Origin of the sequence: Lactococcus sp. AK05, assembly GCF_041026685.1 — a bacterium.
Classification (GTDB): Bacteria; Bacillota; Bacilli; order Lactobacillales; family Streptococcaceae; genus Lactococcus; species Lactococcus lactis.
This window is the reverse complement of record NZ_JBFTEI010000003.1, coordinates 266,427-283,685: the sequence shown is the minus strand read 5'-3', so window position 1 is coordinate 283,685 and position 17,259 is coordinate 266,427. Positions and strand designations below refer to the sequence as shown.

Below are 17,259 nucleotides of genomic sequence, written 5' to 3'. Positions count from 1 at the left end.
TAGTTAGATATCTAACTATTAGAATATCTATCATTTCGATTCAGAAAGAAGAACAATAAAAATGAGTAAAAAATCCAACTCTTATTATCTTAAGGAAGCGCCCATCAGAAAAGCAATTGCTCACTTATCAATTCCCATGATGATTGGAATTTCCGCAACAACAATCTATAACTTAATCAATGCCTATTTTATCGGCCTTGTCCATGACACAAATATGATGTCAACAATCACTCTAGGTTTAACAATAACCATTGTTTTTATGGCCATCGGAAACCTTTTTGGTGTCGGAGGTGGAACCTTTATTACTCGTCTGCTAGGTTCTGGCGACAAAGAAAAAGGAAAGAAAATCGCTGGTTATTCTTTCTATATGAGTTTAATCATTGGTTTGCTTATTGGGCTTGTTTCTCTTTTCTTTTTAAGTCCAATCGCTCATATTTTAGGAGCAGACGCCGCAACTCTTACTTATACTAAAGAATATGCTGGAGTTTTATTAGGTGGTGGTTTTAGTATGATTTTAAACTATGGACTGGAACAATTAGTTCGTGCAGAAGGTGCCTCAAAAGAATCAATGTATGGCATGTTCGTTGGGGTTGCGACTAGTATTGTCTTAGATGCCCTCTTTATCCTAGTTTTAAATCTTCATGTCATTGGGGCTGGACTTTCAATGGTGATCGCAAATCTAGCTTCTACAGCTTATTATGTCTGGTTTTTAGAAAATAAAAGTGAATCGCTTAAAGGATTTTTGAAACATTTTAAAATCAGTTTAAAAGACCAATTTGAAATCTATAAAATTGGGATTGCAGAAGTTTTCAAATCAGCATTTATGATTGTCACAACACTTTTGTTAAATCACTTTTCTGTTCAATATGGTGATAATGTTCTTGCTAGCTTTGGGATTGCCCTTAGAATCACTCAACTGCCTGAATTTTTGACCATGGGACTCTTTTTAGGGGCCATTCCACTCTTTGCCTATAGTTTTGCTTCAAACAATACTCAACGATTAAAAGAAGCACTTAAAGAGTTAACACTTTGGATTGGTGGAATTTCTATTCTCTTTGCTTTAATTGTCTATCTTTTTAGAGTTCCTGTCATGCAACTCTTTACTGATGATAGTGCAGTAATCAAGGTGGGCTTAATCGTACTAGCCGCACAACTGGTTTCATCTGTCTTCAATGGTTTTTCTGGATTATTTACTGGAATTTTTGAAGCTTCTGGTCTAGGTGCGCAAACTGGGGTAATGTCTACTATCCAAGGGATTCTTTATATCCCAATCGTCATTATCTTACATCATTTTTACGGATTAACCGGCCTCATCTGGTCAATGACCCTAACAGAAGGAATTGCCTTTGTAGCAGGTCTCATCATGCTTATCCCTTATTTATTAAAATTAAACAATGGTAAACTTATGGAAAATCAACCTGAATTAGCCGTTGCTGAATAATATATTAAAAACGAGGAAATTTATGGCCTCGTTTTTTTATATATTATTTTCCAGTCCAGACGAATTTATCATAATTTAAGCCTGATAAAGCTTCAATTGTTTGTTTTGTTTTGAGGTCAGCTGACTCTTTAGCATTTTTTACTGCCACTTCTCCCCCAAAAGAATCAGCCATTTGTAGACGTGAAATTTCTTCAACCAAAATAGCATGTGTTTTTGAATTAAGTTTAAAAGTAAAAGCATTCCATAAAGCAATCAGCATCAAGCCTCCAACTAAAAACGTCATCAGCATAGCAATTCCAAAGCCCGCACTTTGAATCTGATGTTCTAAAGTAGAACTTGTTACCAAATGGTGAAAAGCTTGTCTGGTCGTCACATGGTGCACTTGTACATAATTTGACATTTTATCTGCCACATTAGAAACATGTTGGTTATAACCAGCAGCTCCCATAACCGCTCCAATGACAACATTAAAGACAATATTAGTGAATTTACGTACAAAAGTCATAGCTCCAGCAAAAACTCCTGCCCGCTGTTCTTTATGAATGATCATATCAATATCAGGAATTAAAGGAAAGACGACCCAAGGAAGGCCCCCAATGATGTTACGACCCACAGTGAAAACACAAGTTGTAAAAATGATGAGTCCCGTAATCTGAGCTTCTGATAAACTTCCTCTTGTAAAATAAACAATACCATAAGTGATACATGCTAAAATACCAATGCCAAAACCAATTAGGTAAAGCAGGCGTGGTCCAATTTTGGGGTGATTAAAAAGCCATGCTCCAAATGGTGTATATGCAATTGTCATAATCAATAAGGGTGTCGCTAAAATAAGAGCTGCTTGCGCTGGATCAAGTGTTAGAGTTGGCAAAAACGAAATCGTCGCAAAGATAACAAAAATAGCTGTAAAAGAATCAATAATCCCAAAAGTAGAGAAATAAAGAACTAGATGTTTACGAAAAGTTTTAATCCTTAAGGTTAAAAGTAAATTAGCAATATTTTCCAAGAATAACCTAGCAGGAGTTTTAGCTCGTTTTCTTTCTTCATCTAAATGTCGCAACATAAGTTCTGTCTTTTCTTTAGAAATCAGAATAGGGTCCCAAGAAGAAAAGTAAACAAAGAGTGTAAATATAATTCCAATCACACCCCAAACACAAGCTGTTGCAAATAAGGCCCAGGCGGAAGTTTGCATTCCATGTTCGGCAGGTAAAAGTTTCATAAAGAGGGTTGGGACAAAAGCGATTAAGGGTTGGGCTAAACCTGAAGCCCACATTCTGATTGACCCCATTTTATTACGTTGTGTATAGGTAGAGGTAATTTCTGCAGGGATAGCTTCCCAAGGAATTAGAACCAAATCCAAACAAAAATCAAAAAGTATAAATGACACAAGATAATAAAGCCAAGAAAGGCCACCTGCCATTGGAATCCACATCGCTGCAAAAGCAACCGATGTTGGAATTGCAAAAATCAAAAAGAAGCGTCTACGCCCATATTTTCGGCCAAGTGCAAAGCGATAAAAATTATCTGAAATAACTGCAACAGCAGGAGCCCAGAACATATCTATAACGAGTCGGGCTGAAATTAAAAGTGCAGCTAATCCAGGATTAACCCCACCAAAAGAGGTCATAAAATATAAGAGCCACGAACCAATAAGACCACCAGTTCCTCCATTAAACATATCCCATGAACCAATTCCTAAAGCACGATGAAACCCAATTACTCCTTCTGCTTTGTTTGTTTTAAAACTAAAAAATTCTCTAAAAAAATTTGTTTTTTTCATTGCCAACTATAACCTTCTCCAAATTTAAATATATTTCTTGAAAGTAAAAAGTTACAAGTATATTAGGTTGCAAATTAAAGACTTTTTACTCTTAAATATTGCAAAACATAGTTACACCTAATTAATTTCAAGCAAATTAAGTATAACGCTTTCAAAGTGATAAAATTGATTAATATTACGTAATCTTTTAGGAAATAATGCTATTGAACAATGAGTGCTAGTTTTAAAATTTATTATTAAAATAAAAAAACTGATAACAGATACTGTTATCAGTTTTTTATTCTATTGCCACTCAACAGTTGCTGGTGGTTTGCTCGTAATATCGTAGACGATACGGTTGACGTGGTCCACCTCATTAACGATACGTTTTGAGATTTTTTGGAGAAGATCCCAAGGAAGTTGGGCAAAGTCAGCTGTCATTCCATCGATTGAAGTGATGGCACGAATAGCTAATGTATAGTCATATGTTCGTTGATCTCCCATGACACCGACTGATTTCACATCTGTATTTACTGTGAAATATTGCCAAACATCACGTTCAAGGCCTGCAGCAGCAATTTCTTCACGAAGGATTGCATCTGATTCACGAACAGTTTCTAGTTTTTCTTCTGTTAAATCACCAAGGACACGAATGGCAAGTCCTGGTCCAGGGAAAGGTTGACGCCAAACGATTTCATCAGGCATTCCAAGTTGTGTTCCAAGCGCACGAACTTCATCTTTAAAGAGCGTGTTCAATGGTTCAATCAATTGGAATTGCATATCTTCAGGAAGTCCACCAACGTTATGGTGTGATTTGATTGTTTGAGCTGTATCTGTTCCTGATTCAATGACGTCGGTGTAGAGTGTTCCTTGGGCGAGGAAGTCAACACCTTCTAATTTGTTTGCTTCATCATCAAAAACATAAACAAATTCGTTACCGATAATTTTACGTTTTGTTTCTGGGTCTGAAAGGCCAACAAGTTTGTCCATGAAACGTTTTTGAGCATCTACTTTAATGATATTAAGACCGAATTTCCCGCCCAATGTTTCCATGACTTGGTCAGCTTCGCCTTTACGAAGGAAACCGTGGTCAACAAAGATTGATGTCAATTGGTCACCGATGGCACGTTGTAAAAGTACACCTACAACTGATGAATCAACACCACCTGAAAGTCCAAGAAGAACTTTTTTATCGCCAACTTTTTCACGAATATCTTTGATTTGCATATCAATGAAGTTTTCCATTGACCAGTTCCCTTTTGCTCCACAAATGTTAAGCGCAAAGTTTCTGAGCATTTCTGTCCCGTGAACTGAATGACGAACTTCTGGGTGGAATTGGATACCGTACAAGTTGCGTTCTGTATTTTCAACAGCAGCAAATGGACTGTTTGGTGAAGTTCCGACAACGTGGAAACCTTCAGGAATAGCCGTTACACGGTCACCGTGGCTCATCAAAACATCTTGAACTTCGGGAGTTCCTGCAAACAATGCTGATTTTTCAGTAAGTTGAAGTGGGGCAACACCGTATTCGCGTTCGCCTGCTGCTTCTACCATACCGCCGAGCTTGTAGCTCATCAATTGCATTCCGTAGCAAATACCAAGAACTGGCAAACCAAGTTCAAAGATTTCAGGATCAATATCGAATGAACCTTCATCATAAACTGAATTTGGACCGCCTGAAAGAATAATACCGATTGGATTAATCTCACGAATTTCTTTGGCTGTAACTTTGTGACTCATGAGTTCTGAGAAAACACCAATTTCTCGGATACGACGCGCAATAAGTTGATTGTATTGTGAACCATAGTCGAGTACAATGATTTTTTCAAGTGTAGTGTCGGACAAGGGACCCTCCTCTAATAAGGTGCAAAAGTCCGAATTCCTGTTGGAAAGTTCGAACTTTTGTTCAATTATTTTATTAGATTTATTCTATCATAATTTATTGTTTTTTGCAGAGATATTTGTGAATAAATAAAATAAATTTTAGAAAAATCGTATGATAGTGATTACATTTATTTTTACTGACGAAAATGAAAAACTACTGACAGAGCTGTCAGTAATTTTTTTCATCTAAATCTTTTGCCAAAGCAAAATTTCCAATCGTTGCCGAACCATTATTTGCGACTGAAGGAGTCATAATATAATCTGTCAGTAAATAGGGAACGTGGACATAACCTGCCATTAATTTTGTGAATTCTTTGCGCACGCGCTCAATCATGTGCGTTTGGGTCATAACGCCACCACCAAAAACAATTTTCTCAGGTGCAAGTGCTAAGGTTGTATTAACGGCGATTTGTGCAATGTAAAATGCTTGAATATCCCAAACTTTGCTGTCAGCTGGAATATCTTCTCCACGAATTCCTAAGCGGGCTTCAAGGGAAGGACCGGCTGCCACTCCTTCTAGACAATCGCCATGAAATGGACAAACCCCTGCAAAATTAAGATCGTCTGGATGACGCTTCACATATTGATGACCCATTTCTGCATGAGAAAATCCTCCAATAAATTCCCCATCTTGTACGGCTCCTCCACCAATTCCTGTTCCAATTGTGAAATAAACCAACGATTTTCCGCCAGTCACAATCATTTCACCGTAAGCCGAGCTATTGACATCGGTAGTGAAAACCATCGGAATATCAAGTGCGGCTTTGAGTTTTCCTAATAAATCAACATTTGCCCAACCAGCTTTTGGCGTGGTTGTTATATAGCCATAAGTTGCACTTTCAGGCTTGATGTCAATAGGACCAAAAGAACCAACTGCCAATGATTTAACAGGATTCTCTTTAAAAAATTCAATGGTTCTAGTAATTGTTTCTTCGGGACTAGTCGTTGGAATTTGATTTGTTTTTAAAATGTTAAACTGCTCATCACCAATCGCAAGTACAAATTTTGTTCCGCCTGCTTCGATTGAGCCATAATGATTTGTCATAATTTTTTCCTATAATTTGTTACTTTTTATGTTCTATTTCGTATAGTATTAGTGAAGGAATTTTCTGTCAGTAAAAAATATTACTGACAGAAAACTTCTAGCCTATTTGTCAGTCTTATTTGCGTAAGTTTGTGAAAAATCTACTGCTGCACCAATTAAGTTGGCAGAATTTCTGAATTCACAAGTTACAATTTCTGGCATAAAAGTCGCCACTTCAATAATTTCCATAATTTTTTGAAGTTGTTTTTGTAGTTCTGGAATTAACCATTCAGCTTGGGAAACTCCTCCGCCAATAATCACTAATTCTGGATCAAAAGAATAAGTCAGATTAAAAATCCCTTTTGCGACATTGTATAGAAAAATATCTTTTTCTTCATTAGCTATTTCATCACCATTAAAGGCTTTTTCAAAAATTTCGATGGCATCAAGAGTTTCACCTGTGCGTTTATTATAGCGCTCAGCCATTCTAATCGTTGTTCCTAATGTTGAAAAAGAATGTTCATCATCCATGAGCATAAAGCCAAATTCACCGCCAAAAAGATGTTTCCCATGATGAACTTTCCCATTCATAACTACAGAACCGCCAACACCTGTTCCAAGCACAAGGAGCAAAACATCTGACAAACCTTTTGCCGCACCAAATTTCACTTCGGCAAGCGCTGCACAATTGGCATCATTTTCGATAGAAACAGGTAAACCAAATCGTTTTTCTAGTTCAGCATGAATATCAAAATCATGAATATAAGGGAGAGCACTTGCTCCTTCAATGACACCAGTCGCTTTATTTACTGCTCCTGGTGAACTAATAGCGACACCACAAACATCAGAATTTTCCTTAAATTGTTCAACGACTGCTGTCAGTGATTGATAAAATTGATCCAGATTATCAGGAGTTCCGAAAGCACCTTCTTCTCCTAATTTTCCGTCAGCAAATCTTGCATATTTAATGCTTGTTCCACCAATATCTATTGTTAATAATGACATATTTCTCCTCCAAATTTTCTTATGTTTTAACAGAAATCATTGATTGGATTTTTCTAAAATCGAATCCGGAACTTGCAAAAGTGATGAATCTGTTAAATTTTTATACCAATAAGCTGATTTTTTTAAAGTTTTTACTTGGGTATGGATATTCAAACTAATCAAACCATAACGATTTTTGTATGAATTACGCCAACTCCAGCAATCAATTGGTGTCCAAACATGATAACCAAAACAATTAGAGCCTTCTTGAATCGCTTTATGGAGCCAAAAAAGATGTTCTGTTGTAAAAATGATTCGATAATCATCTTGGATTTCTCCATCAGCATTTTTGAAACGTTCTTCATTTTCTACGCCCATCCCATTTTCAGAAATAAACCAAGGAATATTTCCATAATCTTCTTGAATTCGCTTGGCAATTTCGTAAATGGTTTGTGGATGTATCTCCCAACCTCTGTCAGCATTCATCCGCACCCCACGTTTATTGAATGATGCGTAATATTTGTCGGGACGCCAATCTTGAGCCAAACTATCACTAGAATATTCAGGTTCCTGCACTCGACTTGGATGGTAGTAATTAACTCCCAAAAGGTCCACTTTATTTTCCTTAATTCGTTTCAAATCTTCTGCTTCCGACTGCCACAAGACATTTTCTTCTTGTAAAAGACTGACTAATTTTTCTGGAAATTCTCCCTTTATTGATGCATCTAAAAAGAGGCGATTTTGCCAAAGGTCTGCCATTTCTGCTGCTTTTAAATCTTCGATTTTTTCAGTTGCTGGATAGGACGGAGTCAAATTTAAAATGATTCCAATTCGTCCTTCAGGATTTTTATTAATTTTTCGGTATTGTTCAATCGCAAGAGATGAGGCAAGTTGCAAATGATAAGCCACTTGAACAGCTTTTTTTCCATCAACAATATCAGGGTAATGGAAACCTAATAGATAAGCACACTCAACGACAACCATAGGCTCATTAAAAGTAAACCAATCACTCACTCGGTCGCTGAATTCAGCAAAACATTTTGCTGCAAAACCTGCATATAAATCAACAACATGACGACTTTCCCAGCCTCCATATGTTTTTAAAAGTTCAACTGGTAGGTCAAAATGATTTAAATTAATCATCGGACGAATCCCTTGCGCTATAAATTCATTAATTACAGCGTTATAGAAATCAACCGCTTTTTCATTTACCGTATTCTTTTCTAAATCATCTATCAAACGTGACCATTGAATACTTGTCCTTATTGATTTTAGACCAGCAGCCTTCATTAATTTTATATCTTCTCGAAAGTCATTGAAAAAATTACTGGCTGTATCAGGTCCAATTCCGCCCCAAAAACGTTCTTGATAATGGTCAAAATCATAATCAAAAACATTGTCATGCTGCTTTTTAAAACGTCCTTCAGTTTGTGGACCACTCGTTGCTGCTCCCCACAAAAAATTTTCTTGGAATTTTAATTCCATTTTCCACCCCTCTCAGTAACTCTTCTTTTTTTACTCTGCTAACTGTTCTTCAACTTTCAAACGCCAAGTTTTTGTCACACTTAAAGAATAAACTTGTAAAAGGCCAATCAAACCAAAGAGAATCATGCCTTTAAATTGCCAAGTCAAAACAAAGATAAGGACAATCCCAAATAAAAGTTTTAGATAGGTTTTAAAACTAATAAAATTTGAAATAAAGCTCATTTTTAATAAGTTTCCAAAACTAATTTCAAATTGACTATCAAAAATCATTGTATATTCAAAAGCGGTCATAAGATAAGTTAAACCAAAGAATAGAATGAAATCAATCACCAAGAAAAGTAAACCTTGGATTTGTACTGAAAGATATAAATTATAAGCGAGCAAAAGACTCAAAGACGTATAGAGCCAAAAAATGATATTTGCTCTTAAAAAGTCTCGCTTGAAAATTTGATAAGCCTGTTTCACTGAGATTGACTTATAGTCAAAACCATGTTCCAAATACAACTCTGTTACCACTTTAAAGGCAGGACCAAGTCCTAAAACAAACAGCCCTGTGAGCGCTAAGAGCCAAAATATCAAGGTCAATTTAACAACGACCCAAATTCGAATAAAGAATTCTTCTAGTGCTTTTCCAATCATTTTTCTATAACTTTCTAACTTTTATTACTTCATTATAACACTTTTCCAATGAAATGTTAGGGTTTTCATGATAGCCTTTTCTTTGCTTTTATGACAAGCTTTTACAGCTCTTTGTCAGCTATTTTTTTGTCCTAATACTTGTATTTCATATAAACGAACAGCGGTATCTGCTCCTTGTGTTGGTTTAGTGGCTGTGATTCTAACGTACCGCGCTTCTGTCTGTTTGAAAGAATCTTTGGTTTCCCCCAATTTATTTTTCTTAACGTTGACAACTTCTGTCCAATTTTGATTATCCTTTGAAATCTCAATGGTGTAATCAGAAGTATTCATGTCGGGTGATTCTCCTCCTTTTTGCGCATGGTCAATCAGGACTTGATTGATTTTTTCTGATTTTCCAAGGTCAATTGTAATATTGTGTTTACCTGGACCAACGGCACACCATTTGGTATTTAATTTTCCATCAACTGCTTTTGGTCCTGATTCAGATTCATTAGTGAAACTGTCTACTTGAACGGATTGGTTTAATGCAAAATTTGTTAATTCTACTGGTTGATCAATTACAGTAATCAGTTCAGTTTGAGTGACTGAATCTTCTTGTCCTTTTTCATTGATGGCCGTTAATTTGACGGAATAACTCCCTGCTTTATCAAAACTTACTTGAGGGCTCTTTTCTGTAGAAGTTGCGGGACTTGCACCATCAATTTCCCATTTATATTTGACGGAAGCTAGATTAGATTGATTCATTAAAGTTACTTTTTCACCAATTGTAACTAGGGTTTTATCTGCTACAAATGCCGCTTTAGCTAATGAATTATCTGGCCATTTCACAGAGGTCGTAACTGAATGTCCAGATTCTCCAGCCTTATTAATTGGGACAATTTCAAATTTTGTTGAATTGATATTTTTGCCGCGTTTTAAGGCATTAACAAAGAAGGCATTGATATTGCTTGCTCCTAAAAATTCTTTACTTCCATCATCATTCAACTGATAGATTTCATAAGTAGAAAAATTATTTTTAGTTGCATCTGATTTCCAAGAAAGTCTAAAACCGCCTACTGTTCCTTCTTCTTCAAAAGCTTCATCAGTTACTTTTGCATCCGAAAGTGCGATTGGAGCGACTTTTTGACCAGTGGTCAAAGTCATTTCTCCTAGATTAATGGCTTTAAAATCCATTGCTTGATCAGATTTTATGCTTAAACCGATTTTTTTGATTATTTGACCATCAAATTTCTTAACATCAAAACTTATTTCTGACCAATCCTCAGTCAGGCTTTTATCTCCTGCAATGCTAACTTTTTGACCATTTGCTAGTTCTAAGATTGCAGAAACTTTAAGCGCTTGGTCTGAGCGCATACTAACAGAGAATTTTGCTCCCTTATCAATTTTCAAATCACTAGCAAACAATGTGATGTTTGAGCTTTTCCCTGCATCTAAATGTTCAGCCATAAATTTCAGTGAATTTCCACCATTATAAGCATTTGCAAAGTCGAAGCTTGGACTTATTTTATTTTTTCCTTCGTTGTCAATAATCCAGCGGTAAGATGGTAAAATACCTGCTAAACTGCGGTCATTCCAATCCATTTCTGAGATTTTTTGACCAGCTTTAAAATAGTTATAACCATTTCCTAAATTAAAATTAGTATTAAATTCATTACCGCTTATTGCTGATTTTTCCAGAACATATTTGGAAAGTCCTGTCCATGATTCATTAACAGAGTGATCAACTTGACGAGGGTCTGCTTTTTGATTGACCCAGAATGCTGATTCACGATTTTGAAAATCATCCCAATTACTTGCGTTAGTATAGGTAGCGCTTGCTGCATAGAGTCCAATTGATGTTTGAGTGGCTTGATTTCCTTTTTCTAAAAGGTTCCATTTAACTGGAGTTTGGACGTCTTTCGCTTGCACATCTATTCCGGCATAAATATTATAAGGGTCAATATTGTGATTTTTAGCATAGAGATTCGATTTTTCAAGTAATTTTTGGTCGGCCAAATTATTTTGAGTCCACCAGAAATTTAAAAACATCGCGTCTGCTGCTTTATCTTGTACAAATGTCGCATTTTGGTCATTTAACTGATTTTGCCAATCCACTTTTCCATCTTTAGTCATGGCATCATACCACATGATTTGAAGACTAGAATCTTCTTTTTTCACCTGTTGAATCAAGGCTTTCATGTTAGCTGCATCGTCAGCATTTAGCCCTTGGGTTTCTTCATTGATAAACCATCCTTCAAATCCATAAGTCTTGGCAACCTTAACCATTTGACTGGCAAATGGATATTGCCCTTGCTCATCTTTTTTGAGCATTGTTTTGACCCAATCTACTTTTCCACCGTATTCTTTAGGTGGTAAGAAAATTGTTCCAAGTACCGGAACACCATTGCTATGTGCTTCATCAATAACATCTGCTGACGGAGTTACAATTATTCCTTCACCAGATGAGCCACCCCAATAAACCAGCGTGTCAATATATTGCCAATAATCAAAAGTATAGCTCTCAAATTTTGTCGTGCCTCGCGAAGGATTCCCAGAAGTTTGTGAGTTCATCATCGACAAGGCGACAATTTTTGTTTTTTTGTTTTGATTTTGATTGGATGGACTTAGTTTATCAGGAGAAATTCTTTTGGTAAGTGGAACTCGGGATTGATTGTAAACTAAATCTTTGTCATTTTCCGCTGACCATTCTAGAAATTTATCAGGCATCCAATAAGATGAAATGGGAGCATTCTTACTTTGGTAATCTGGAATTGCTTCTGCTGTCACTTTATAATTAGCTTTCACATGTTTTGCTGAAGTTCCAAAACAAGCTGTCAGTAAAGTTGCAGATGCCAAAATTCCTGTAGAAAGGCATATTCTAATAAAAAATTTTTTCGATTTTTTCATAAAATCCTCCAATAAAATTTATTAATCAAGATTTTTTATTTCTAAAGCAAAAGCTTGCCAAGGTTGAATTTCTATGTCTGTCAGTAAATCTGGAAAGCTGTCATTACTGATGATTTCATTTTTTTTGACAAAAGAACTTTCAAAACGTTGGCTTGAATTTGATAAATTGGCGACCACCAGAAAAGTTCTTGTTGTCGTTTTTCTCAAGTATGCGAAGATTTCGTCAGCACTTTCAAGTAATTCAAAATCTGCTTCTATCAGCCAATTTTCTTGGTGACGAAGTTGGATTAACTTTTGATAAGTATAAAATACAGAGTTAGAATCACTGACAGCTTGGTCAGCATTTATTGACTTAGTGTTAGGATTGATAGAAAGCCAAGGTTTCCCTTTTGTAAAACCTGCTTTCTCATCACTGGACCATTGCATTGGCGTCCTAGCATTATCACGACTCATTTCTCGCAAAACTTTGATAATTTCTTCTTCTGACTGTCCTCCTTTTTTTCTGTCAGTAAAATATTCATGTGATTCTACGTCATTTATTGCTGACAGATTTTCAAAAGGAAAATTGGTCATTCCTAATTCTTCACCTTGATAAATAAAAGGAGTGCCACGCATCAAATGAAAGAGAATTGCAAAAGCTTTGGCTGATTTTTCTCTGTATGTTCCCTCATCTCCCCAAAAAGAGACAATGCGTGGCAAATCATGATTGCCTAGAAAAAGAGAATTCCATGCTTCATTCGGCATCAATTTCTGCCAAGCGGTCATTGCTTCTTTTAGTTTTGGAACATTTAAGGGGAGTTTTTTCCATTTGTCCCCGTTTCCTGCTGATGTCAATAGATGCCAGAAGCCAAAAATCATTGAAAGTTCATGACGATTAGGGCCACTATATAACTTTGCTAATTCTGGTGAACTTGACCAAGCTTCACCAACAGTGAGATAATCCTTTTTACCAAAAGTTGCTAAATTCATCTCTTTTAGGTAATCATGCAGTTTTGGACCATTAACCGTGATTTCTTGATCTGGTTTTTTTCCAATCAAATCAATGACATCTAACCTGAAACCAGAAATTCCCTTAGCCAACCAAAAATTCATCATCTTATGAATTTCCTTACGCACTTCTTCATTTTCCCAATTTAAGTCAGGCTGCTGTGGACTAAAAAGATGAAAATAATATTGTTGAGTGCTTGAGTCATAAGTCCAATTTTTAAATTCTCCAATCGGTTGATCGCGCCAAATATAAAAATCTCTTCTCGGATTATTTTTAGATTTTTTGGATTCTTTAAACCACAAATGTTGGTCAGAAGTATGATTGACAACCAAGTCCATAATGACACGAATATTAAGTTGCTTTGCTTTTTCTATGAGCGCTTCAAAATCAGCCATTGTGCCAAAAAGTGGGTCAATTTTATAGTAATCACTAATGTCATAACCATTATCAACCATCGGGGATTGATAAATCGGAGATAGCCAAATACCATCCACTCCTAGTTTTTCAAGATAAGTTAATTTCTCTATTATTCCATTGATGTCACCAATTCCGTCATCATTTGAATCCTTAAATGACCGGGGATAAATTTGATAAATGACTGCTTTTTTCCACCAATTATTCATCATTTCCTCCATAAATTTTCATAAATTCCGGAAGTATTTTGCTAAGATCGTCTAAAATTTCACTGACAGCCTTAGCTGCAGCATTGTCAGCCCAAATCGAAAAGTAAGTTCCTCTGACAGCTTTCATCTCTTCTTGATTTAAATATTGCTGACCAGAAAATTTTTGAATTTTTCCTTCCCTTTCCAGTTTTTCAGCCGTTGGATAAGAATAGCCTGCTTCTTCACCTAAAACATAATAAAGGTCATTATCACAAAAATTTATTAAGGTATAACCCTTAGTTAACCATTCTTTGACTTCTGCCATCCCTTTGTCCCAGTTTGTCCAATAACAAATCTCCACATTTTTATTCAAAGGAACCAATGACTGAAGGTCTTTTCGTAAAAATCCATCATTCCAAATACGAACTTGTTTTCCTTTTTTCTGCAAATGCTCGGTCAATTGATTAACATAGTCATAATAAAACTCTAAACCACTTGCCTTATTTCCATATTTTTCCCGAGTTTTCTCCACTAAATAAAGATATTTTTCAATTTGCCGAAAATCAATAAATTCATCAGCCCCGATATGAAAAGTATCTGAATCTGGGAAAATATCGACTATCTTATCAATTATTCCCATAATCCAATCAATGGCTGCTAAATTAGTAACATCTACCGCTTGTTGCTTGCTGTCAGGCAGTGCAAATTCAGGATTTTTCTCTAATAAGGAGCCCATGTGACCTGGACTATCAAAATCAGGAATCAAAGTGATTTCGTGTGTTTTTGCAAATTCTTTCAATTCTTTGAGCATATTTTCTGAATATTTTTTACTGACAGGGCTGTCAGTAAAATTTAGCGCAAATCCTTCATTTTCATTGAGATGAAGTTGTAAATGAGTCAGCTTATGCTCTTGAAGTAAAAGAACTAATCTTTTTAACTCTGCTATTGACCAATATTTCCGTCCAATATCAACTAATAATCCTTTTTCCATAATAATTCCAATAAAATAAGACCTCCAAACTAGTTTCAAAATGAATTTAGAAAGGAGATCTTGGATTTGTTTACCTCTTATTTATTTTTTAGATAAGTATCATATTGACTTTGCATTTCTTTTTGAACTTTATCATAACCTGCTTTTTTCAATTCAGCTTTGAGTTTTGGTAAAGTTTGAACTGGGTCAACAGATCCTGTGTTCAATTGATCCAAATATTGACTCATGACATTTGATAAGTTTGAAATTTCAGATTTCACTTTTGATTGGTCAAAAGTAAAGCCAAGCAATGGTGAAACTTTTGCGTCTTTAATTGATTGGTCACGTTTAGTAATCATTTCATTGGTAACCGCATCAGTTGTATAAAGAATGGCATTATTTCCTGTATTCCAAGCAGCCATATGTTTTACCCCTTCACTGTATGAAGGAAGTAATTTAATTTTCTTATCACCAGTTTTTTCCCATTGTTGTCCTTCAACACCATAAACTAAACCATTTAAAAGTTCAGCGTCACTATTGATGATTCCAAGTGCTTTAACCGCTTCTTCTTTATGTTTAGAGGTATTTGAAACAACGAAGTTAGCCATACGAGCTTGGTCAGTTGTAATCAATGGATTAGTTACTGCTTTAGATACAAGTGTTTGTCCTGCTGCTTGAGTCAAAATAGTATCGCCGTAATCGTAAGGACCTTGTGTTTCGACACGAGCGAACCAGTTATTTGAATTCAAGTCAAATGCAGTATTTGAAGTAGCTGCATCGGCCGGAATTAAACCTTTAGTATAGTAATCATGCATTTTCTTCAAATTATCAATATAGGCAGGAATGTCATAAACATTTTGGATTTTTTTACCATCCCCTGTTGTATCTACAGCAAACGGCAAACCATTTCCAAGGACATAGTCAACATTACCTGGTGTTTTGAAACCTTGGCCAATGGCAAAAGCTGCAACATTAGGATCTTTTTTATGGAATTCTTCAATCACTTTTTCAGCAGAAGCAAATGAATCAACGCCGTCAATTGATAAATTATATTTATCCAAATATTGTTTGTTAAAAGTAATCACTTGTTGAGCATAAATATTACCATTTACAGGATATCCATAAAGTTTTCCATTGATTTTATTTCCCTCAATGTAAGCAGGATTAAGTTCATTATAGGCTGTCTTGGCATATTTAGGGGCTAAATCAGTTAAATCAGCAAAGGCACCTTTAGCGGCATTTGTTGCATAATCTTGGGCAAAAGCAATGTCATAAGCTTCACCAGATGAAACGATGACGTTCATTTTTTGAGCGTAATCTCCCCAACCAATATAGCTAATGTCCAATTTCACACCAGCTTTTTTCTCAAGAATTTTATTAGCGTTAACCATCAATTCTTTGTAATTGTCTGGCTTATCACCAATCTGGTACATGTGTAAAGTTGTTTTACCAGAACTACTTTTTGACTTCGCAGATGAACCACAAGCCACAAGTGTAAAGGCTGCAAGCACTGATACGGTACCGAGTGCAACTTTTTGATAATTTTTCATTAGAGTATGCTCCTTTAGGGTTTCCCCAATTTTTTTAACTTTATTAATGTTTGCGCTTTCTTTGAGCGTCTAAATTTACTCTGCTAAATAAGCAGAGTCATATTATTCTTTAACGCCACCAATGGTTAAACCTTTGACAAAATAACGTTGGAAGAATGGATAACTAATTGCAATTGGTAAAGTTGAAATGATAACAATTGCCATACGTGCTGATTCACCAGGGAGAGCCGCTAAACCTCCGGCAATCTGTGAGCCTGCTCCTGCATTTTGTGTTAAGAATTGTAAGTTGTTTTGAACTTTCATCAGCAAATATTGCAATGGAATCAATTTATCATTTGAGATATAAAGAAGAGCATTAAACCAGTCATTCCAATATCCTAAGGCCGCAAAGAGGGAAATGGTTGCAATCCCAGGTACCGCCAAAGGAAGAACAATTTGAGTGAAAATTCTAAGTTCACTTGCTCCGTCAATTCGGGCAGATTCAATAATTGAATCTGGAACTGAACGTTTAAAGAAAGTTCTCATAACAATGATGTTAAATGGCGAGACAGCCATTGGCAAAATCAAAGCCCAAATTGTGTCTTTCAATTGCAAAAGATTAGTCATTACCAAGTAATTCGCAATCATCCCAGGTGAGAATAACATTGTGATTAAACAAAAGATAGTGAAGAATCGACGGAAAGGAAAGTTATTTCTAGAAATCGCATAAGCATAAAGTGAAGTTGCTGTAGAATTAATTGCAGTCCCTAGAACCGTAACAAGTACTGTGACAAACAATGATTGCAACATTTTATCTTTCATTTGGTCAAATAAGAATGTATAAGCATAAAAGCTCCATTCTCGTGGCCAAAAGCTATAACCGAATTGTTGCAAAGCCGATTCTTTTGTCAGCGAAATGGCTAAGACAAAGAGGAAAGGTAAGACACAAGAGATTGCAAAAAGTGCAATGACGATATTAAAAACAAAGTTAACTGGACGATTAAATCCTCGAACAGATAATGAGGCTATTTTTTTCTTTTTCATATATTATTAGCTTTCAAGTTTGAT

12 protein-coding genes are annotated in these 17,259 nt (G+C 35.8%); 1 reads left to right on the top strand and 11 read right to left on the bottom strand.

Going from position 1 to position 17,259, the window contains the following annotated elements:
- Positions 1-61: 61 nt before the first annotated feature.
- Positions 62-1,441 carry an MATE family efflux transporter gene (locus tag AB6B24_RS08420; protein ID WP_038600219.1) on the top strand — a complete coding sequence of 460 codons (1,380 nt, stop codon included), beginning with the start codon at positions 62-64 and terminating at the stop codon, positions 1,439-1,441.
- Positions 1,442-1,484: 43 nt separating this feature from the next.
- On the opposite strand, the gene AB6B24_RS08415 is transcribed toward AB6B24_RS08420, so the two are convergent.
- The 11 genes from AB6B24_RS08415 to AB6B24_RS08365 all read right to left on the bottom strand — a co-directional run bounded on the left by AB6B24_RS08415 (position 1,485) and on the right by AB6B24_RS08365 (position 17,235).
- Positions 1,485-3,221 carry an MFS transporter gene (locus AB6B24_RS08415; RefSeq protein WP_311803223.1) on the bottom strand — a complete coding sequence of 579 codons (1,737 nt, stop codon included), beginning with the start codon at positions 3,219-3,221 and terminating at the stop codon, positions 1,485-1,487.
- Between the two features lie 282 nt (positions 3,222-3,503).
- Positions 3,504-5,045 (bottom strand): glutamine-hydrolyzing GMP synthase, encoded by a 1,542-nt coding sequence (guaA, locus tag AB6B24_RS08410; protein ID WP_017864699.1) that lies wholly within the window; start codon positions 5,043-5,045, stop codon positions 3,504-3,506.
- A gap of 208 nt (positions 5,046-5,253) precedes the next feature.
- Positions 5,254-6,129, bottom strand: a complete 876-nt coding sequence (scrK, locus tag AB6B24_RS08405) for a fructokinase ScrK (protein WP_153241306.1) — start codon at positions 6,127-6,129, stop codon at positions 5,254-5,256.
- A 102-nt stretch (positions 6,130-6,231) separates the two neighbouring features.
- The gene (locus AB6B24_RS08400) at positions 6,232-7,113 is read right to left on the bottom strand and encodes an ROK family protein (RefSeq protein WP_276871069.1); all 882 of its coding nucleotides are present in this window, start codon (positions 7,111-7,113) and stop codon (positions 6,232-6,234) included.
- A gap of 36 nt (positions 7,114-7,149) precedes the next feature.
- On the bottom strand, positions 7,150-8,577 hold the full coding sequence (locus AB6B24_RS08395) for a glycoside hydrolase family 1 protein (protein ID WP_311803218.1): 1,428 nt from the start codon (positions 8,575-8,577) through the stop codon (positions 7,150-7,152).
- 30 nt (positions 8,578-8,607) lie between these two features.
- Positions 8,608-9,216 (bottom strand): YesL family protein, encoded by a 609-nt coding sequence (locus AB6B24_RS08390; protein ID WP_012898106.1) that lies wholly within the window; start codon positions 9,214-9,216, stop codon positions 8,608-8,610.
- 114 nt (positions 9,217-9,330) lie between these two features.
- Complete coding sequence (locus AB6B24_RS08385) at positions 9,331-12,102, bottom strand: discoidin domain-containing protein (RefSeq protein WP_369164468.1); 2,772 nt, start codon at positions 12,100-12,102, stop codon at positions 9,331-9,333.
- 21 nt (positions 12,103-12,123) lie between these two features.
- Positions 12,124-13,716, bottom strand: a complete 1,593-nt coding sequence (locus AB6B24_RS08380) for an alpha-glucosidase (protein WP_311803214.1) — start codon at positions 13,714-13,716, stop codon at positions 12,124-12,126.
- Positions 13,706-14,683 carry a family 20 glycosylhydrolase gene (locus AB6B24_RS08375; protein WP_311803212.1) on the bottom strand — a complete coding sequence of 326 codons (978 nt, stop codon included), beginning with the start codon at positions 14,681-14,683 and terminating at the stop codon, positions 13,706-13,708. The genes AB6B24_RS08380 and AB6B24_RS08375 overlap by 11 nt, the downstream gene beginning before the upstream one ends.
- A gap of 77 nt (positions 14,684-14,760) precedes the next feature.
- The gene (locus tag AB6B24_RS08370; protein ID WP_311803210.1) at positions 14,761-16,212 is read right to left on the bottom strand and encodes an ABC transporter substrate-binding protein; all 1,452 of its coding nucleotides are present in this window, start codon (positions 16,210-16,212) and stop codon (positions 14,761-14,763) included.
- Between the two features lie 102 nt (positions 16,213-16,314).
- Positions 16,315-17,235, bottom strand: a complete 921-nt coding sequence (locus AB6B24_RS08365) for a carbohydrate ABC transporter permease (RefSeq protein ID WP_003130090.1) — start codon at positions 17,233-17,235, stop codon at positions 16,315-16,317.
- Between the last annotated feature and the right edge of the window lie 24 nt (positions 17,236-17,259).